This is a genomic window from Streptomyces sp. NPDC005808 (assembly GCF_042871385.1).
Taxonomy (GTDB): domain Bacteria; phylum Actinomycetota; class Actinomycetes; order Streptomycetales; family Streptomycetaceae; genus Streptomyces.
The window spans coordinates 99,977-117,976 of the sequence record NZ_JBIAIK010000003.1 but is presented as its reverse complement, the minus strand read 5'-3'; the positions used below and the strand labels follow the sequence as shown (position 1 = coordinate 117,976).

Here is an 18,000-nt window from a genome sequence, read left to right as displayed (position 1 = left end):
CACCCTGATCGGGTGGCCCGCTTCCAACGTCTGTGGAGCTCTTCAACATCTGTGGAGCTAAGGAGAATTGAACTCCTGACCTCCTGCATGCCATGCAGGCGCTCTACCAACTGAGCTATAGCCCCTCGCGGCCACGCGGCGCTGCCGCATATTGATCGCGTTGCCCCGGTTTCCCTGGGGGCGACGCCAACATTACACGGTCCCGCGGGTGCACCACCAAATCGTTTCCGTGCTGTGCGGACAATACGGATATGCGGGATAGTGTCGGCCTTCGTGACCGTGATCGCCGTGCCCCGTGTCCGCCGGGTGCCCGTTGCCCTGGGGGCGTGCCTCCTGTCGTTCGCGGCCTTCTGGTGTGCGCAGCGGGCCGCGCACGTGTCGATGATCGACCTGATGGTGTACCGGGCGGAGGGCGAGACGGTCCGCGCGGGCGGCGACCTCTACGCACTGCGTACGACCGAGGCCCATCTGCCCACCACCTACCCGCCGTTCGCGGCGCTGCTGTTCACCCCGCTGACGTTGCTGGACACGGCGAGCATGCGAACTCTGGCAACGGCCGGAAACCTGGCCCTTCTTGTGGTGTTCGTGGCCCTCTCACTGCGGCTCGTCGGGCGCGCGCGCGTGGACAGCCTCTGGTGGGTCTCGGCGGCGGCCGTGTGGTGCGAGCCGGTGTGGACGACGCTGCGGTACGGGCAGATCAATCTGCTGCTCGCCGTGCTGGTGCTGTGGGACCTGTCCCGGCGGCCTGGGCACCGGTGGGCCGGGGTGGGCATCGGGATCGCGGCGGCGGTCAAGCTGACTCCCGCGCTGTTCGCGGTGTTCCTGCTGGCCACCGGCCTCGTGGAGTACATGAGGCGGGGCTCCGGAGGACCGTGGTTACGGCACGCGCGCGGAGCGGCCGGCGCGTTCGCCGGGGCGACCTTGCTGGCGGCGGCCGTCCTGCCGTACGACTCATGGCGCTTCTGGACCCGCATGGTCTTCGAGGCGGGTCGCGTGGGACTCGTCGAGGACACCGCGAACCAGTCGTTGCGCGGCGTCCTGGCCCGGCTGCTGCACACCACGGAGCCCGGTGCCTGGTGGGCCGCCACGGCAGCCGTGGCGGGCGCGTCGGGCCTCACCCTCGCCGTGGCCGCCGAACTGCGCGGGCGGCGGAGCTGGGCGGTGGCCGTCTGCGCTGTGACGGCTCTGCTGATCAGCCCGGTGTCGTGGTCGCACCACTGGGTGTGGTGCGTGCCGATGCTCCTGCTCCTCGCGGCGACCAGCCGGCCCGCCGCCCTCTGCACGGCACCGGTCTTCTTCTCGTACGCCCTGTGGTGGGTACCGCACGGCCCCGGCAGGCTCGAACTTCACCAGACCGGCGTCGAGTTGACGCTGTCGGCACTCTACGTAGGTGCCGGTTCAGCCTTCCTGGCCCTCACTGGGCTCAGGCTGTTGCGAACGAATAGAACCGTTTGAGCGTGCAGTGCTCGTCGAGGAGCCGGCCGTAGATCGGCTCGCCCTCCAGTTCGCGGTACGTCTCGATCGGGTCACCTTTTATGATCAGCGCCCGCGCGCACTCCTCGCACCAGTATTGGTAGTCGTGGTTGACCGGTTCCATGTCGCGGACGATGGGCGTACCACTGCCGCACCAATCGCATTTTCGCCTGTGCGCACCCATCGATCAGCTCCAGCTGTGGCCGCAGGCCGTGCACACGTAGGAGATCCCTCCGTTGTCACCGAGAACCTGGGCGACATGGAGCGATCCGCAGGAAGGGCAGTCAAGGAGAGTGACTTTTCTGCGTGTCTGTGCCGCTTCGAGAAGATCGTCGACCTCCTCGAGGATGCTCGCAGGCATCGCTACTCCCTCCCGTCGGGCCGCGCCCCCTTCCGGCCGTTTGATTCTGCCACGGCCGGACCAATACGGTCAGCGACGCCTGCGTACCAGTCCGGACACAGCACCCCGGCGTGGCTGTCCCTGCCAGGGCATACATGGACGCGAGGAGCGCGTCGCAGAGGTATACGCCCCGGGGACCCAAGTGACTCAAGCCGGTTCAGGAAGAGTGCGTTCCGAGCTGGTCGAGCAGTGAACTCCTCACTCGACCAGCCGGAGCGCGCTCAGGGCTGGTTCAGCATCCCGGCCCAAGCGAGCCAGGATCGTGCGCCCAGATCTTGCGAGATTTCGACCCACTTTCTGTACGACCCCGATCGGGCCACATTCCCAGCATTTTGCCGACCGGCGCTGCTCGGCAGCGAGTTGGAGGATTTCCGCAACGCCTTCCGAGCCTGTTCTGTCACCTCCCCGGCGGCCTGTGACCTCTGCTGCGCGTCAGCAGGTCGGCACGTCCAGCCAGGCCGGGCCCGTGATGTAGATGTTGGTCATCCAGGAACCGTCCGTCAGCTTGGACCAGGCGTCGTTGGTGTAGCCCTCGGCGGTGACCTCCTGGGCGTGTGCCTGGCAGACGACGTTGACCGTGGTGGGCTGGGCGAAGTAAGCGACCACGGCGGCGTTGACGTTCGGCTGAGTGTGGGTGCGTACGCCGGTGCCCCAGGTCTGGAAGGGCTTGCTGCCCCCTGAGGGCGGCGGCGTGCTGCTGCCGCCGCAGTCCGGGATGCCGGGCAGCGAGGCCGGGCCCTTGATGTAGATGTTGGTCATCCAGGAACCGTTGGCCAGCTTGGACCAGATGTCGTTGGTGTAGCCCTCGGTGGTGACGGTCTCGGCGTGCTGCTGGCACTGGACGGACACCTGGGTCGGGCCGGCGAAGGTGTTCACCACGGCAGCGCGCACGCTGGGCGTGGCGCGGGTGCGCACCCCCGTGCCCCAGGTCTCGAAGACGGTACCGCCGTTCGCGGGCGGCGGAGTGGGGGTGCCCGACCCGTTGATCCGGATCGCGCCCGCGTAGTCGCCGCCGGTACGGACGGGTGCGACCCGGATGTGGGTGCCCGACTCGTACGCCTCGACCATCTGCCCGTTGCCCAGGTACATGGCCACGTGGTGGACGTGCCCGCTGCCCCAGAACATCAGGTCGCCCGGCAGCAGCGGATCGGTGCCCTGCGAAGCGGAGAAGCGGGCGGAGGCCTGCGAGCTGTTGAACTGGTCGTTCGCCGTGCCGTTGAGCAGGTCCTTACCGGTGGCCTGGTAGTAGGCGTAGCGCATCAGGCCCGAGCAGTCGAAGCCCTTGCGCTCGTTGTCGTGGGCACTGTCGGGGTCCGAGCCGTCGTAGTAGCCGTAGCTGGCGCCCGGCGTGGCCGCGTGTCCACCGCCCCAGCTGTACCAGACACCGATCTGCGAACAGGCGGCGTTCACCGCGGCCTGCGCCGTGGCCGAGGCGCCCGGTGCCAGGACACCGCAGGTGGCGTCCGGCGCGGCGTGCGCCGGGGCGGAGAAGAACGCGGACAGGGCGAGGACCGAGGCCCCCAGAAACGCGCCGCTGGTCCGGCGGTGCGTGCTGCTGGTGTTCAAGGCAGTCTTCCTTCGTCGAGGTGACGTCGCCGGACGGGCCGGGGACGGCGGTGGAGGACGGACATGCCGCTCCTCACCCCCGTGGGAGGAGCGGCACGAGCTAGTTGCTGAGCGCGTCGCGCATCTTGGCCAGGCCGCGCATCCGGTTGCGCTGGACCGTTCCGCGATGGGCACCGAGCCGTTCACCCGCGGTGTCGTGGCTGAGTCCCTCCAGGTCCACGAGGATCACCGCCGCGGCCTCCTTCTCGGAGAGGAGGCCCAGCAGCGCCAGCGTGGTCTGCGACGCCTCATAGGAGGCCAGCCCGCCGTCCCAGCCCGATTCGGGCAGCCGGTCGGTGGCCTGCTCGCGCCGGGAGGGGTGCTGCCACGAGTCGCGCAGCAGGTTCAGGGCGACGGTGCAGGTGTAGGCGTACGGGTGCTGCTGCCGCGTCAGGTTCTGGGCGCGGGCGCGTCGGGAAAGCCGTAGATAGGTCTCCTGCAGCAGGTCGTCGGCGTCGTACGGGTTGCCGGTCAGTGCCAGCAGCCGTCGGCGCAGGCGTGGCATGTCGGCGGCGAAGGACATGTCGAAGTCCCTCGGACTCATCCGGTCGCCGTCCTCGCGCTGCGATGGCGGGACGGCGCAGGTGCTGGTCTCCAATGCTCTTTCCCCCTCGGTCGTAGGCTCGTTCGTACGGTGTGGTCGTGGCGTGTCCCGGCCGGTGGCTGGTCAGACCGTGGAGCCGGGTGGGGCGGCGGGGCCGTAGCGGGCGGCCGGCGCCCGGCGCAGCAGCGCCCAATAGCGGTCGCCGTACGACCAGTGCCACCATTCGGTCGGGTAGTTGACGAAGCCGGCCGCGTCGAGGGCCCAGCTCATGAGGGCCCGGTTGGCGCGTGCCTCGGCGTTGATACCGGACGCCTGGGTGCGGCAGGCGCCTTCGCTCTCTTCGGGAGTCGCGTTGACCTCTGTGCCCAGCGGCAGTTCTCGGCCGTCCCGGTCGCACAGCGTCAGGTCCACGGCCCCGCCGCTGACGTGAGGTGCGACCTCCGGCGGGGAGATGTACGCGCTTGCCAGTTCGCGGATCCGTTCCGGCGAGGCGTCCGGGTTGGCCAGGCGCATGGTCTGCGCGTACTCCTCGAAGTACCGGCGCTGCAGATCGGGCGGCCGGTACCCCTCCACCACCAGGAACCGGACTCCTGCCGGCAGCAGCCGCTGGGCTCGCAGCAGCCGCCGTAGCGCACCGGCCCTGAGGTGGGCGTAGCTGCCGTCGTCGTCGGCCTGCCGGTGGTCGAGCCGCAGGTCGCCCGTTTCGCGCAGGTCGACCAGCGGGTCGCCGCAGTCGTCCTGGGCGACCGCGGCGACCCGGGCGTCGGAGAGCATGATGATCTCTGTCACGCACACCAGCATGGCGGGACCCTCTGCAAGTGCTCTGCAAGTTGCCTGCAAGCACCCACCAGGACTTCTGCAGCGTACGGATCTACCCGGCGCCCGCCGTCGGTTCCTGTGCCTCGCGGCAGCCCAACTCCCGGAAGACGCCGAGTGCTTCGGCCCTGGCCGCCCGTGCCGCCGCCGCGTCGCCGTGTGCCTCCCGTACCTGGGCCAGGTCCCGAAGCGTGCGTGCCCGCCACAGTGGCAGCCGCAGGGCCTCCCAAATCGACAGTGCCCGCTCCAGCGGCTCCTGCGCGCTGTCCGGATCATCGGCGGCCAGATGCCACTCCCCCAGCGTGCGCAGGACGAGCGCCTCGCCGAAGCGGTCCTGGCGCTCGCGGACCACGGTCAGGCACCGGCCGAGCCGCGCCCGTGCCTCGTCGAGGCGGCCGAGCCGCAACTCCGTCTTGGCCAGCGACTGTTCGGTGTACATCACCCCGAAGGTGTCCTGCAGGCCCGAGAAGATCCGCAACGCCTGGTGCAGCAGCCGCTCGGCGTCCGCGAGCGCGTCATCGGCCCGGTGGCACAGAGCCAGCGCCCGCAGCGTCAGCGCCTCGCCGTGCCGGTCGCCCTCCGCGCGGTACAGGTCCATTGCCTGCGCGAAAACCTCCCTGGCCCGCACACCGCGCCCCTGTTCCCGGTGGACACATCCCATGCCGTACAGCACCCGGGCCCGGCTGCCTCGCCCGGCGGACTCCCCGAAGCGTTCCAGCGCTGTGTCCAGAAGCTCCAACGCCTCGGCATACCCGGCCTGTTCGCGGCGGGCCGTCGCCATCCCGACGAGTGCGAGCGCCACACCCTCGGGCACGTCGCCACGCGCCTCGAACAGCCGCAGGGCCTTGCCGAAGTAGGTGTACGACTCCTCGAACTCGTCCTGCTCATAGCGCAGTTGGCCCAGCCCCGCGAGCAGCCACGCCTCTCCCTCGGCATCCCCGCCACGGTGTACGGCGGCCATGGCCGCGGCGTGCGAGCGGGACCACGCGTCGAACTGGTTGTACAGGGCGGCCGAGCTCGCGATCAGCGCTCCGGCCAGGTCGCGGGCGGCGCGGACCATGCCATGGTCGGCGCAGTACTCCACCGCCGCGAGCAGACAGGCCTGTTCGGCGGCGAACCAGGACGTGGGCCGCTCCAGCAGCTCTTCCTCGGTCTCCGCGTCGAGGGGCCGTACGGCGGCCGGTTCGGGGAAGCGCCGGGCGGCTCCGCCCGGGCCGAGGGCGGCCGCCTTCTCGGCCAGCCCCAGCCAGGAGGCCACCAGCCGCAGCACGGCCGTCTCACGCTCCTCGGGGCTCTCCTCGGACAGACAGCGCTCGCGGGCGTGTTCGCGGGCCAGGTCATGGATGCGGTACCGGCTGCGCCCCGTGTCGTCGACGCCGATCACGTCAATGAAGTGGCAGTCCACCAGCCGCTCCACGGCCTCCTCGGCCTCCTCGGTGTCGATGTCAAGGAGCGGGGCGGCGATCCATGCCGCGAAGTCCGGCAGGTCGAGCAGGGCCAGTCGGCGCAGCGCCCGGCGCTCCGGAGGGTCCAGGTCGGCGTAGCCGAGTTCCAGGCTGGTGCGCAACTCCAGGTCGCCGGCGCGCAGTTCGTTGAGCCGGCGGCGTTCGTCGCGCAGTCGTCCGGCGAGCCGGGCGGGCGGCCAGTGCGGGCGGGCCGCCAGCCGGGCGCCCGCGATGCGCACTGCCAGCGGCAGCCGTCCGCACAGCGAGACGATCTCGGCGGCCCGCTCCGGCTCCGCGCTCGTGCGTTCAGGTCCGCCGACGCGGCGCAGCAGTTCGAGCGCCTCCGCCTGGTCGGGCACGGCCAGGTCCAGGTGGTCGGAGCCTTCGAGAGCCACCAGTCGGCGCCGGCTCGTGACGAGGACGGCGCAGCCCGGGCCGGGGGGCAGCAGGGGTCGTACGTGCGCCTCGCCTGCCGCGTTGTCCAGGATCAGCAGGACGCGCCGGTGCCCGATGTGGGTGCGGTACAGCCCCGTCAGTTCCTCGACCGAGGTCGGGAGGGTCTCGGGGTCGGCGCCCATGGCGCGCAGGAGCCGGGCGAGGGCGTCGGCAGGTTGCAGCGGCGTGGTGTCGGCCGCCCGCAGGTCCACGAACAGGCGGCCGTCCGGGAAGAGTTCGGACGTGCGGTGGCCGACGTGCACGGCGAGCGCGGTCTTGCCCGTTCCGGACCGGCCGGAGATCACTCCGACCGGCGGAGCGGTACGGCCTGTCTCATCGACCCTGCCCACCAGAGAGGCGGCCCAGGCGATCTGCGGGGAGCGGCCCACGAAGTCGGCTATGTCCGGCGGGAGATGGGACGGTGCGCGCCACGCCCGGGGGTTGGGCGTGGCGCGGCCGGCGCCCGGCGGCGACTTCCGGGGCCTTGCCGGTTCCCGCCCGGTGCCGTTCGGGCGTGCGGTGCCCGACAGCTGTGTGTCGTTGGTCAGTACCTCCTGGTGCAGTGCCTGTAACTGCGGGCCGGGATCGATGCCCAGCTCCTCGCGCAGGATCGCGCGGCCCTCCTGGTACGTACGCAGGGCGTCGGAGACGCGGCCGGTGCGGAACAGCGCGGTCATCAGCTGGCCGCGCGGCCGTTCCCGCAGGGGGTGGGCGGCGACGTGTGCGAGCAGCGGAGCGATCGTCCGGTCCTCTCGGCCCAGATCGAGTTGCAGTCCGAAGAACTCCTCCTGGGCGATGAGCCGCAGTTCGGCCAGCCTGGCCGACTCGATCCGGGCGAACGACTGGCCCAGTCCTTCCAGCGCTTCCTGGCCGCGCCACAACCCCAGCGCCTCGGGCAGCAGCTCTGCGGCCTCCTCGCGGCGGCCCGCCGCGGCCGAGGCCCGGCCCGAGGTGAGCAGGTCCTCGAATCGGCGGGCGTCGATCTGGAACGGTTGGAGGTCGGCGACATAGCCCGGCGCTCGCGTCCGGACGACCGGGGTCGCCGTGACCTGGGCCAGTGCTCGGCGTACGGCGGAAACATGGGTGGCCACCAGGGCGCCCGCGGTGGCCGGCGCCTGCTCGTCCCAGACGCAGTCCACGAGCCGTTCGGTGGAGAGCACCTCGCCGAGGTGGACGACCAACGCCGACAGGACCGCGAGGGGTCTCACGCCGCCGAGCGGGACCCGCCTGTCGCCGTCCCACACCTCCACCGGACCGAGCAGACGCACTTCGAACATCGTTCCCCGATCGCCGCACCACCCGCCCATGGAGCACGGCAAAAGATATCGGCGAACATGGCCACGACACAGCGATGACCGGACCGCCGTGACTGGATTCGATCGATTCGGCGGACCGGTGTCCCTCACCTGCAAACTCATTGCGGGTAAGGCCTGTTGCTCGCGCCTCGGTCAGCGGTCGGCTCCTCCCTCCTCTCGCCGGTTGGCTGGTTTCCGCCAGCCGACGAGGTCGGTCGTGTGCGGGGAAGACGGTTCGCCCGCCGCTCTCGTATGAGCGCCGGAGGAAGAAAAGAACCTTGTGATCCGGGGGCATACGAACGGGTCGCACGGGGCGTCAACAGCTCGAAAGCACGACGTCCGTTCGACCAGAGCCCCCGGGAGCCGCCCCATGCACCGCTGGACCTTGGCCCTGATGACCGCCGGTCTGCTGGCGACGACGGCCACCGGATGCGCGGGCACCACGACCACCTCCGGGGCGACCGGGAGCAGCACGCCTCAGGCCGCGGGCAGCACGGCGGAGACGCTACGGCTCGCGGAGCAGCTCCTCATCAAGGAGTGCATGGAGAAGGAAGGGCACAAGTACTGGGTCGAGCCGCCCCGGGCGGACGACGTCTCGATCCGGTTCCCCTACGTCGTGGACGACCCGGCATGGGCCAGGGCCCACGGCTATGGCACCGATCTGCGGCGGCAGCGGGAGGCCGAGGTCCAGCGCGATCCCAACCAGCAGTACTTCCGCTCCGCGCCGGCCAGCACCAAAGCTGTTCTGGTGAGCGACCTCAACGGGGCGCAGCCGCAGGGGCTCTCGGTCCGGCTCCCGAACGGCATGCAGGTCTCGCACAGCGACCAGGGCTGCGAGGCCACCGCTGAACGACAGCTGTACGGGGATCTCGAGGCCTGGTTCCGTGCCACCCGGGTGACCGACAGCCTGGCCGGCATACGCCTCGGCCTCGTGACGAACGACAAGCGCTACAAGGCGGCCGTCGAGCCGTGGGCGCGCTGCATGCGCGAGCGGAATTACACCTACGCGGACCCCGCCCGGGCCCGTGCCGCGGCCACCCAGCCACAGGCTCCGTGGCCGCGCGCCAAGGAGGTACGACTGGCATCGGCCGAGGCGGCCTGTGCCGCCTCCAGTGGCCTGTCGTCCGTGGCGGAGTCCCTGGACTCCGAGTACCGGGACCGACTTCGGCGAAGCCACCCCCGAGAGACGGCCGATCTCGCACGCCTCAAGCGCGAGGCGCTGCCCCGCGCCCGTGTGATCGTCGCGCGCGGCGACTGAGCCCGGCTCGCCTCCCCACCGACCACCACGGCCGTCGAGCCGTGGTCGCATCACCCCCATCCACAACGAGAACGAGGGAAACCATGTCCGTCAAGCGTCTCCTCACCGTCGCGGCCTCGGCTGCCGCCGTCGCCGCGCTCTTCTCCCCGGTTTCCAGCGCCAGCGCGCTGGACGCGGGCTCCCAGGGGACCGGATCCGCGCAGCTCGTCGCCGCGGACGGCAAACTCCACGTCTACACCCAGCCGTACGGTGGCGGCCTGGAGTGCTCCTGGACCGGCAACTCCAACGACTGGGGCAGCTGCCGCAACCTGACTTCCGACATCTGGAACAACGGCTACGCGGGCGGCCCCGACGCCGTCGACCTGTACACCGCCCCCAACGCCGGCGGCGCACACGCCTGCATCAGCCAGGGCGACCGCTGGTACGACACCAAGTCCGGCACCTACCGCTTCACCTACGGCGCGGGTCTGGAGCAGTTCGGCGCCAGCGTCAACAACAACATCTCCTCGCACCGCTGGGTGGACTACTGCAGCCAGGGCTGAGGACCCGACGGACTCGCCCCGGTACGCCTGCGCACAGGAATACCGGGGCGATCCCCGGAAACGCGAGATCCCGTCCAATCGAACTCGATTGGACGGGATCTCGTGAACCACCTCTGAGCTGTCCCAAGAACAGCCCTTCTGTGGAGCTAAGGAGAATTGAACTCCTGACCTCCTGCATGCCATGCAGGCGCTCTACCAACTGAGCTATAGCCCCGTGTGTTCTTCCCGCCCGGCGGGGCGAACAAGAAGAACTTTAGCCTGCGACCAGCCGGAAAGTGAAATCCGGTCCCGAGGGGTCCGCGGGACCGGAGACCGGCCTGCCGGGGCCGCTCAGTCGTCGTCGCCGAGCACCGGTTCCGGCAGCGTGCCGGCGTTGTGCTCCAGGAGACGCCAGCCGCGGGCGCCCTCCCCGAGGACCGACCAGCAGCAGTTGGAAAGGCCACCGAGGCTCTCCCAGTGCTGGGACTCCAGACCGAGAAGGCGACCGATGGTGGTGCGGATCGTGCCGCCGTGGCTGACGACCACAAGGGTGCCTTCGTCGGGGAGCTTTTCGGCATGCCGCAGCACTACGGGGGCGGCGCGGTCGGCGACCTCGCTCTCCAGTTCGCCACCACCGCGGCGCACGGGCTCACCGCGCTTCCAGGCGGCGTACTCATCACCGTGCCTGGCGATGATCTCGTCGTGTGTCAGCCCCTGCCAGACGCCCGCGTAGGTCTCGCGCAGGGCCTCCTCGTGGGTGATGTCGAGGCCGGTGAGCACGGAGAGCTCGGCGGCCGTGTCGGCGGCGCGCTTGAGGTCCGAGGCGACGATCACGTCGGGCTTCAGCGAGGCGAGCAGCCGGGCGGCGCGGCGGGCCTGCCCGATGCCGGTCTCGGTCAGCTCGACGTTCGTGGTGCCCTGGAAACGCCGCTCCACGTTCCAGGACGTCTGGCCGTGCCTCCAGAGGATGATGCGGCGGCCTCGGCCGGGCTTCTTCCCGGCCTCGGCACCCGCGGCGCTCACCGCAGCTCTCCGAGCTCGGCGACGTCCTCCGCATCCTGGAGCTTGGCGTGCTCGGCGCCCTTGCCTCGGGTCGCCTTGGCGTCGGCGGGCAGGTCGAGCTCCGGGCAGTCCTTCCACAGCCGCTCCAGAGCGTAGAAGACGCGCTCCTCGCTGTGCTGCACATGCACGACGATGTCGACGTAGTCGAGCAGTACCCAGCGGGCCTCGCGGTCGCCCTCGCGGCGCACCGGCTTGGTGCCGAGCTCCTTGTTCAGCCGCTCCTCGATCTCGTCGACGATCGACTTGACCTGGCGGTCGTTGGGAGCGGACGCCAGCAGGAAGGCGTCGGTGATCGAGAGTACGTCGCTGACGTCGTACGCGATGATGTCGTGCGCGAGCTTGTCTGCGGCCGCCTGTGCGGCGGTCTTGATGAGCTCGATGGAGCGGTCCGTGGCGGTCACTACGCGGCTTTCCGTCGGCGGTCAGTAATGACCCAAGGGTCTCACGGACCGCCGACGACACCCCACGCGTTTCTCCGGCCATGGTCCGGGCTCCCCGGGGAGGGCCGGCGCCCCGCCCCGGGGAGCGGGGCGACGGCCGCCACCGGGGCCGGGGCTCCGCCATACGAACCGCGGGCCACCGGGGCCGGCGCTCCCCCCTAAGAACCGCGACCAGCGACCCCTGACCCGCCCCTACGGCGACGAGGGGTCGTAGTCCTGGCCGAGGACCACGGACACGTCCGCGTTGGAGGTGACCGTGCCCTTCTTCACCGAGGTGGTGGGCAGGCCCAGGGTCTTGGCGACCTCGACGGCGTTGTCCTTCTGGGCGTCGTCCGCGTACGTGATCTGGGACACGCTCTGGGCAGCGGCTGCCGTACCGGAGTCCAGGAAGGTGTAGCCGCCGTTGACCAGGACGACACGGGCCGCCTCGGTGGTGTCCTTGTCGCCGGTGGCGTTCTTGATGCCCACGCGGACGGCTGCACCCTCCTCGGGGCTCTTCACGGTGCCTCCGAGCACGTCCTTGACGACGCTGTCGGTGGCCTCCTCGCTCAGGGTGCCGTCCTGCTGCACGGGCAGCAGCGCCGTCTTGTAGTCACCGCTCTTGGCGTCGTCGGCCAGCTTCGCGAGGAAGGTGCCCAAATCTTTGTCGGTCAGCGACGGGTCGAGGATCTGCGCCAGGGTCTGCACGGTGGTCGTGGCGGCCTGCGGGTCGGAGGACAGTTTGCGCAGCACGCCCTGCATGACCTGACCGAACCGCTCCAGCTGGGCTGTCTGCGACTCGCCGGAGGCCTGGTAGGTGGCGTAGGCGACGGCCATCTTGCCGCTGAGGGACTGGTCCGCGCCCTTCTTCACGAGGGGTGCCTCGCCCTCCTTGTCCGCACTGGGGTCCGGCACCTCTGCGTTGGTGTCGACCTCGATGCTGCCGACGAGTTCGACGAGGTTGTTGAGGTACGGGGTGTCCAGGCGCCAGGTGCCCTCGATATCGGTACCGAGCACCGTGTCGATGGCGTCCAGGGTGCCGGCCGAACCGTCGTCGTCGACGGACTTGGCGAGCGTGGTCGCGCTGCCGTCGTCCCCCGTCAGGGCAAGGGAGTTGGGCAGCAGAACGGTGGTGCCCTGCTTGACGGTGGTGTTGTTGACGAGCAGCATCGTCGAGGTGCCGCTGCCGCTGGTGTTGTGCAGGTGGACGACGATCACGTCACGCTGCTGGGCGGCCGCGGACGTGGCGGTGCCGGTTTTGCCGCTCGCCGTCGACAGGCCGGGGAGCTTGCCCGCGTACCAGAGGTAGCCGACTCCACCGGTCGCGACCAGTGCGAGCGCCACGACCAGGCCGATGATCCGGCCGCGGGTGCGACGCTTGGCCTCCTCACGGCGTTCGGTGCGGTTCTCGGTGAACTTCAGCCAGTCGATGACGTCTTCGGACTCGGCTTCCTGCTCCTCGACAAAGGCGAACTGCTCGGTGCGGTAGTCCCGGTCGGCCCGGGGTTCGCCCTGCTCCGCGGGACCCGCCTGCTGCGGGATGTACGCGGTCTGCTCGGCAACCCGGGGCTGCTGACCGGTACTTGAGGTCTGCGCAGCCTGCCCGGTCCGCCCCACCTGCCCGGCCTGACCCGTCTGACTGGTCTGGCCGCCCTGCCCATGCCTGGTCCGCCCGGCCTGACCGCCTTGCCCTGCCTGCTCGTACGGGTCGTACGCCGTCGACGTTCCGCCGGCCACGGGCGCACCGGCGCCGTACGGGTCGTAGGAGTCGGGCGAGTTGTAGGTGGGGACGGACGGCTGTTGGCCGGTGTCATGGGACGACACCTGTTGCTGCTGACCGGTGTCATACGGCGACACGGGCGGCTGCTGGCCCGTCGCGTAGGGGTCGTAGCCGTAGCCCTGCGGCTGCTGCTGTCCGTAGGTGTCGTAGCCCTGCTGCTGAGGCTGCTGGGGCGACACCTGCTGGTACACAGGCTGCCCGAACTCGTCGTAACCGACGAGCTCGTACTGGTCGCCGCCCGCGTACCCGTCGTATCGGTCGTTCACCGGTGCCCCTCTCGGCTCACTAGCCGCGGTACAGCTCACGCTTGTCGATGTAGCGCACCACACCGTCCGGCACCAGGTACCAGACAGGATCGCCCTTGGCGACCCTGGCACGGCAGTCTGTGGACGAGATGGCGAGTGCGGGGACCTCGACGAGCGAGACACCGCCCTCGGGAAGTCCCGGATCGGTCAGGGTGTGACCGGGCCGGGTGACTCCGATGAAGTGCGCGAGGGAGAACAGCTCTTCCGCGTACCGCCAGGTGAGGATCTGGCCGAGCGCGTCCGCGCCGGTGATGAAGAAGAGGTCCGTGTCGGGGTTGAGTGCGCGCAGGTCGCGCAGGGTGTCCGTGGTGTAGGTCGGGCCACCGCGGTCGATGTCGATGCGGCTCACCGAGAACGTCGGGTTCTCCGCGGTCGCGATGACCGTCATCAGATAGCGATCCTCGGCCGGGGTGACCTTGCGGTCGGTCTTCTGCCACGGCTGCCCGGTCGGCACGAACACCACCTCGTCGAGGTGGAACTGCGCGGCGACCTCACTGGCCGCCACGAGGTGTCCGTGGTGGATCGGGTCAAACGTTCCGCCCATGACTCCGAGGCGGCGCTTGCCCGGATTCAAGGGGGCGTTCCCGGGGCCGATCGTCAGACGCTTCACCACGTCAGGACTCACCTCGCCGGAATTCACCTCGCCGGAATTCACCACGACAGGGTCCACCGCGCCACCACCGACGGCGCCACCACCGACCGCGCCGCTCGCGTTGCCGCCGGCCGCGCCGCTCTCCGTGTCGCTCGCCGGACCGGTAGGCATGTCCTGCTCTCCCATGCGTGCAGACCCTACCGGCCCGACCTACGAGCCCTGATCGACAGGGGTCCTCGAAGGCCCGTCGGGGGTCAGCGATCCCGGTTGAAGCGCGTGGTGATCCACAGCAGCAGGAGGAGAACGAAGAGGGCGCCGCCGCCGGTGAGGTAGGGGCTGAGACTCTCGTGGTTGCCGCCGTGCTCCTCGCCCTCGGCGGCGAGCGTGACCAACTGTGCGGCGGTGCTGTGGAAGCTCATCTCGGCAGACCTATCCGGTGTGGGCGGGATAAAGACGTCGGCCCATCGTAAGCGTGGGCCTCGGCCACGATCACGCCGACTCCGCCGTTGGTGAAGGCGCACGGCGCTCAAGCAATCACCGACCGCCGACGGACCGCTCGGCCGCTACCCGCACCCCCGCCCAGCCACCGCCCAGTCGTCCCGCAGTTGTCGTCCCGCAGTCGTCCCGCAGTTGTCCCGCAGTTGTCCCGCAGTCGTCTAGTCGTCCCGCTTGTAGCCACGCAGCAGGAACCACGCCAGCAGGACGGAGCCCAGCACCATCACGATCAGCACGACACGGAGCAGATCGCCCGACCCCTGTCGGTCGGCGGCGTCGGCCGCCTGGGTCAGCCAGAGGGCCGCGGGAATGTGCTCCATGGGGATAGCTCCTTACGGTGTGCTGCCCCCTCACGGTATCTCCGCCTACTCTGGAGCTCGCTTCGGGGGCACGGCACTCAGAGCATGGGGGAACACATGTCCGATGACAGCCACGAGCAGAGCGGGCACGAGAACGTGCCCAGCAGGCAGCGCAGGCGCTTCGAGGGGATCTCCTCTCGGGCGTACGAGCATCCGGCGGACCGCTCGGCCCTGGTGGCCCTGCGCAAGCTCAGCGGCTTCGACACGGTCTTCAAGGCGCTCAGCGGCCTGCTTCCGGAACGCAGTCTGAGGCTGCTGTTCCTGTCCGATTCGGTGCGCGTCTCGGACGCCCAGTTCGCGCACCTCAACGACATGCTGCGGGACGCCTGTTACATCCTGGACCTGGAGAAGGTCCCGCCGCTGTACGTCAACCAGGACCCGCAGCCCAACGCGATGTGCATCGGCCTGGACGAGCCGATCATCGTCGTCACGACCGGCCTGGTGGAACTGCTGGACGAGGAGGAGATGCGGGCCGTCATCGGGCACGAAGTCGGCCACGCGCTGTCCGGTCACGCGGTCTACCGCACGATCCTGCTCTTCCTGACCAACCTGGCGCTCCGGGTCGCGTGGATCCCGCTGGGCAACCTCGCGATCATGGCGATCGTGACGGCGCTGCGCGAGTGGTTCCGTAAGTCGGAGCTGTCGGCGGACCGCGCCGGCCTCCTGGTCGGTCAGGATCTGCGGGCCTCGATGCGCGGCCTGATGAAGATCGCGGGCGGCAATCACCTGCACGAGATGAACGTGGACGCGTTCCTCGCGCAGGCCGAGGAGTACGAGGCGGGCGGCGACCTGCGCGACTCCGTGCTCAAGATTCTCAACGTGTTGCCACGCACCCACCCCTTCACCACGATCCGCGCCGCCGAGCTGAAGAAGTGGGCGGAGTCCCGCGACTACCAGCGGATCATGGACGGCCACTACCCGCGGCGCAGCGAGGACAAGGACACCTCGGTCGCGGACTCCTTCCGGCAGTCGGCGGCCAGCTACGCCTCCGACGTGCGGAACTCCAAGGACCCGCTGCTGAAGCTCGTCGGCGACATCGCGGGCGGCGCGGGCGACATCGGCGGCCGAGTGCGGCGCGGCTTCGGCGGCTTCGCGAGCAGTTCACCGAAGGACTCGGGCGACTCGCCCAAGGGCCCCACGGCCACCAAGGACCAGGACGCGCCGCCGCGGGCCACCGACGACGAGCGCCCCGACGAAAACAGCTGACCGGACGCCGGCCCAACGAAACACACCGGAGACCAGCCGAACCCGATACGTGAGCCCGGGGCGCCCAAGGCCCAAGCCCCGGGCTCAGACCGTCGGCTGTGCGCTCGTCGCCAACGATCCGCACAGCGCCGTGGCGCTGCCGGTCGCGTAAGGATCCGTACCGGCCGGGCCGCCCGCCTTCGCCGTCTGCCCCGCGAGCAGCGGGCGCAGTTGGTCGACCGAGTCCTCGGAGCAGGCGAGCGGTCCGGCCTGGACGTAGGAGACGACCAGCTCGGCCTGGTGCATGCGGAGGTCGTCGCGGTCGAAGCGGAAGTGCAGCTCGCGCCGGACGGTGAAGAGCGAGGCGTCCGCCTTCTCGTCCGAGCCCGTCGGCTTCAGCGCGTACACGAGGGTGTGGTCGGCGATGACCTCAAGGGTGTTCGAATCGAACTCCGCGGCCTGGAGAGAGCCCTGTACCCGGATCTTGGTGTCGGCGAGCTGGACACTCGGGTCGAAGCGCACCAGCCAGCCGGTGGGGGCGTGCCGTCCGTCGGCGGTCGGGTGGTCGAAGCTCTGGTCGAACTGGTCAAGTTGCTGCGGGTCGAGCAGAATCCGTACGGGCCTGGTGGCGCCGCCCGTGAGCACCTCCGGGTCCAGGGAGGACTCGACAAGGTAGTCCTTGACGGTGGTCAGGGCGGTGACGACCTGGCTGTCGGAGAAGTGGGCGGTGCGCCGTGAGGCGGGCAGCGTGATGCCGTCGGCGCCGATACGGAACTGGGCGGCCGGGCTGTTCGCGTACAGGTCCTCGGGGCTCGTGGCCCCCGGTACGGCGGTCTGCGGCGCGAGCGGGATCACCGTCATCCGCAGTGGCTCGGGGGGCTGGGCCACCGGGGTCTGGTACGGGTGGCGTACACCCATGTAGATCGCGGTTCCGAAAGCGACGGCGATCAGCAGGACCAGGATCAGCGCCTGCCGGGAGAGGCCGCGGTGGCGGGGCGGGCGGCGGCGTACGGCCGGGGCGTGATCGGCGATGCGCTCCTGCGCGGAGAACTCCTGGAGGCGGGCAGCGCGGACGAACGACTCGTCGAAGACGACGGATCGGTACTCGTCCTCTCCACCTGCGGGAGCCCCCTCGGGCGTCCCCTCAGGTGGGTCTCCAGGCCCGCCCATATCTTCAGAGTAGGTCGCGGGGGGCTCCGGTAAACGCCCCGCTGCACGACAAGTTCTGACAGGTTCTCACCAGAGTCGTCCCGGCGTTCGCCCCGGATTCGCCAGGGTGATCACATCAGGTTCGCCCGCACTGATCACATCGCTGATCGCACCACTGACCACGTCGCTGATCGCACCAGCGATCAGGTCAGGTCGTCACGGTGTGCGAGGCACCGCCGACACCGCCGGCTGGGAATAGTCGGCCGATGCGGAAGGACTGCTGCCGGTGACTTTGTCCAGGCCCTGTTCGAGGCCCGTCGAGGCGGGCGACGGGACCTGCTCCTGGCGGCTGGAGGACGCTCCCCGGTAGACCGCCGTGAAGGCCAGCGCGACCATACCGACGCCCATCACCAGGGCGAGCATCCAGGCGACGGGGCGCTGCCAGCGGGTGTGCTTCCCGTAGGCCCTGCCGTACATGCCCGGCGCGCCGTAGCGACGCTCCAGGGTCTCGGAGTCGTCCAGGTCGTCCAGATCCGGGTCATGGCCGAATTCACCACGTCCGTCGGGGCCGAACCCGTCCTCGTAGCGCTCGTCGTCGCCGCGTGCGCCCCGGGTGTGCGCCCGGCGCGCCTCGGCCTCGGAGGCCTCCGCGCGGGCCTGGGCCGCGGCGAGCAGCCGCTCCACGGCGGTCGGCTCGTGGATGGCGGCTGCCCGTACGAAGTCCTCGTCGAAGACCACGGCGGCGAACTCTTCGTCCGCACCCCCGCGGTCGTCGTCGGGCTCCCAGCCGTCGGGAAACGGCGAGCCCCCCACGTCCTCCGGCACGAATCCAGAGTAGACCTGGGGGGTCATTTTGGGCAGA

The 18,000-nt window shown here is 70.1% G+C and carries 18 protein-coding genes and 2 tRNA genes; 4 read left to right on the top strand and 16 right to left on the bottom strand.

The genetic code is table 11. The features are described 5' to 3' along the window. Positions 1-52: 52 nt before the first annotated feature. Positions 53-125, bottom strand: a tRNA-Ala gene (locus ACFYPC_RS07540). 148 nt (positions 126-273) lie between these two features. Between ACFYPC_RS07540 and ACFYPC_RS07535 the strand changes: the two genes are divergently transcribed. Beyond that, entirely contained in the window at positions 274-1,455 is a 1,182-nt protein-coding gene (locus ACFYPC_RS07535; RefSeq protein ID WP_388672325.1) for a glycosyltransferase 87 family protein, read from the top strand. Here the strand turns inward: ACFYPC_RS07535 and ACFYPC_RS07530 are convergent. The 6 genes from ACFYPC_RS07530 to ACFYPC_RS07505 all read right to left on the bottom strand — a co-directional run bounded on the left by ACFYPC_RS07530 (position 1,424) and on the right by ACFYPC_RS07505 (position 7,995). After that, positions 1,424-1,657: a hypothetical protein gene (locus tag ACFYPC_RS07530; protein ID WP_010986886.1), complete on the bottom strand. Its 234-nt coding sequence runs from the start codon at positions 1,655-1,657 to the stop codon at positions 1,424-1,426. The two genes, ACFYPC_RS07535 and ACFYPC_RS07530, sit on opposite strands and share 32 nt — an antisense overlap. Positions 1,658-1,660: 3 nt before the next feature. Next, complete coding sequence (locus ACFYPC_RS07525) at positions 1,661-1,834, bottom strand: hypothetical protein (RefSeq protein ID WP_388672321.1); 174 nt, start codon at positions 1,832-1,834, stop codon at positions 1,661-1,663. A gap of 471 nt (positions 1,835-2,305) precedes the next feature. Continuing rightward, positions 2,306-3,439 carry a C40 family peptidase gene (locus tag ACFYPC_RS07520; protein WP_388672318.1) on the bottom strand — a complete coding sequence of 378 codons (1,134 nt, stop codon included), beginning with the start codon at positions 3,437-3,439 and terminating at the stop codon, positions 2,306-2,308. A gap of 100 nt (positions 3,440-3,539) precedes the next feature. Then, on the bottom strand, positions 3,540-4,076 hold the full coding sequence (locus ACFYPC_RS07515; protein WP_388672315.1) for an RNA polymerase sigma factor: 537 nt from the start codon (positions 4,074-4,076) through the stop codon (positions 3,540-3,542). Positions 4,077-4,145: 69 nt separating this feature from the next. Continuing rightward, positions 4,146-4,811, bottom strand: coding sequence for a M15 family metallopeptidase (locus ACFYPC_RS07510; RefSeq protein WP_388672312.1), 666 nt, complete (start codon positions 4,809-4,811; stop codon positions 4,146-4,148). Between the two features lie 82 nt (positions 4,812-4,893). Then, a complete protein-coding gene (locus tag ACFYPC_RS07505) occupies positions 4,894-7,995 on the bottom strand; it encodes a BTAD domain-containing putative transcriptional regulator (protein ID WP_388672309.1) in 3,102 nt (1,033 codons plus the stop codon). 388 nt (positions 7,996-8,383) lie between these two features. Between ACFYPC_RS07505 and ACFYPC_RS07500 the strand changes: the two genes are divergently transcribed. Both ACFYPC_RS07500 and ACFYPC_RS07495 read left to right on the top strand, forming a co-directional pair. Beyond that, on the top strand, positions 8,384-9,271 hold the full coding sequence (locus ACFYPC_RS07500; protein WP_388672306.1) for a hypothetical protein: 888 nt from the start codon (positions 8,384-8,386) through the stop codon (positions 9,269-9,271). Between the two features lie 83 nt (positions 9,272-9,354). Then, entirely contained in the window at positions 9,355-9,813 is a 459-nt protein-coding gene (locus tag ACFYPC_RS07495; protein ID WP_388672303.1) for a hypothetical protein, read from the top strand. Positions 9,814-9,954: 141 nt separating this feature from the next. On the opposite strand, the gene ACFYPC_RS07490 is transcribed toward ACFYPC_RS07495, so the two are convergent. The 7 genes from ACFYPC_RS07490 to ACFYPC_RS07460 form a co-directional block, all read right to left on the bottom strand. Next, positions 9,955-10,027 (bottom strand) — tRNA-Ala (locus tag ACFYPC_RS07490). A 116-nt stretch (positions 10,028-10,143) separates the two neighbouring features. Further along, positions 10,144-10,815 (bottom strand): histidine phosphatase family protein, encoded by a 672-nt coding sequence (locus ACFYPC_RS07485; RefSeq protein WP_388672300.1) that lies wholly within the window; start codon positions 10,813-10,815, stop codon positions 10,144-10,146. Then, complete coding sequence (gene rsfS / locus ACFYPC_RS07480) at positions 10,812-11,255, bottom strand: ribosome silencing factor (protein WP_388672297.1); 444 nt, start codon at positions 11,253-11,255, stop codon at positions 10,812-10,814. The genes ACFYPC_RS07485 and rsfS overlap by 4 nt, the downstream gene beginning before the upstream one ends. A 231-nt stretch (positions 11,256-11,486) precedes the next feature. Continuing rightward, positions 11,487-13,319: a LytR C-terminal domain-containing protein gene (locus tag ACFYPC_RS07475; protein ID WP_388672294.1), complete on the bottom strand. Its 1,833-nt coding sequence runs from the start codon at positions 13,317-13,319 to the stop codon at positions 11,487-11,489. Between the two features lie 19 nt (positions 13,320-13,338). Then, positions 13,339-14,136, bottom strand: coding sequence for a nicotinate-nucleotide adenylyltransferase (gene nadD / locus ACFYPC_RS07470; protein WP_388672291.1), 798 nt, complete (start codon positions 14,134-14,136; stop codon positions 13,339-13,341). 68 nt (positions 14,137-14,204) lie between these two features. Beyond that, positions 14,205-14,369, bottom strand: coding sequence for a hypothetical protein (locus tag ACFYPC_RS07465; RefSeq protein ID WP_192583393.1), 165 nt, complete (start codon positions 14,367-14,369; stop codon positions 14,205-14,207). Between the two features lie 237 nt (positions 14,370-14,606). Next, on the bottom strand, positions 14,607-14,765 hold the full coding sequence (locus ACFYPC_RS07460; RefSeq protein ID WP_388672288.1) for a hypothetical protein: 159 nt from the start codon (positions 14,763-14,765) through the stop codon (positions 14,607-14,609). Between the two features lie 96 nt (positions 14,766-14,861). Here ACFYPC_RS07460 and ACFYPC_RS07455 point away from each other — a divergent pair, with 96 nt between their 5' ends. After that, complete coding sequence (locus ACFYPC_RS07455) at positions 14,862-16,010, top strand: M48 family metallopeptidase (RefSeq protein WP_388672285.1); 1,149 nt, start codon at positions 14,862-14,864, stop codon at positions 16,008-16,010. Between the two features lie 84 nt (positions 16,011-16,094). On the opposite strand, the gene ACFYPC_RS07450 is transcribed toward ACFYPC_RS07455, so the two are convergent. Next, the gene (locus tag ACFYPC_RS07450) at positions 16,095-17,159 is read right to left on the bottom strand and encodes a hypothetical protein (RefSeq protein ID WP_388672282.1); all 1,065 of its coding nucleotides are present in this window, start codon (positions 17,157-17,159) and stop codon (positions 16,095-16,097) included. A gap of 195 nt (positions 17,160-17,354) precedes the next feature. After that, positions 17,355-17,990 carry a hypothetical protein gene (locus ACFYPC_RS07445; protein WP_388672279.1) on the bottom strand — a complete coding sequence of 212 codons (636 nt, stop codon included), beginning with the start codon at positions 17,988-17,990 and terminating at the stop codon, positions 17,355-17,357. Between the last annotated feature and the right edge of the window lie 10 nt (positions 17,991-18,000).

What these genes read in the sequence shown, in the direction of transcription:
- ACFYPC_RS07450 (WP_388672282.1), bottom strand. Translation starts at nt 17,159, where the DNA reads ATGGGCGGGCCTGGAGACCCACCTGAGGGGACGCCCGAGGGGGCTCCC.
- ACFYPC_RS07530 (WP_010986886.1), bottom strand. Translation starts at nt 1,657, where the DNA reads ATGGGTGCGCACAGGCGAAAATGCGATTGGTGCGGCAGTGGTACGCCC.
- ACFYPC_RS07445 (WP_388672279.1), bottom strand. Translation starts at nt 17,990, where the DNA reads ATGACCCCCCAGGTCTACTCTGGATTCGTGCCGGAGGACGTGGGGGGC.
- ACFYPC_RS07500 (WP_388672306.1), top strand. Translation starts at nt 8,384, where the DNA reads ATGCACCGCTGGACCTTGGCCCTGATGACCGCCGGTCTGCTGGCGACG.
- ACFYPC_RS07505 (WP_388672309.1), bottom strand. Translation starts at nt 7,995, where the DNA reads ATGTTCGAAGTGCGTCTGCTCGGTCCGGTGGAGGTGTGGGACGGCGAC.
- ACFYPC_RS07465 (WP_192583393.1), bottom strand. Translation starts at nt 14,369, where the DNA reads ATGAGCTTCCACAGCACCGCCGCACAGTTGGTCACGCTCGCCGCCGAG.
- ACFYPC_RS07495 (WP_388672303.1), top strand. Translation starts at nt 9,355, where the DNA reads ATGTCCGTCAAGCGTCTCCTCACCGTCGCGGCCTCGGCTGCCGCCGTC.
- ACFYPC_RS07460 (WP_388672288.1), bottom strand. Translation starts at nt 14,765, where the DNA reads ATGGAGCACATTCCCGCGGCCCTCTGGCTGACCCAGGCGGCCGACGCC.
- ACFYPC_RS07525 (WP_388672321.1), bottom strand. Translation starts at nt 1,834, where the DNA reads ATGCCTGCGAGCATCCTCGAGGAGGTCGACGATCTTCTCGAAGCGGCA.
- ACFYPC_RS07455 (WP_388672285.1), top strand. Translation starts at nt 14,862, where the DNA reads ATGTCCGATGACAGCCACGAGCAGAGCGGGCACGAGAACGTGCCCAGC.
- nadD (WP_388672291.1), bottom strand. Translation starts at nt 14,136, where the DNA reads ATGGGAGAGCAGGACATGCCTACCGGTCCGGCGAGCGACACGGAGAGC.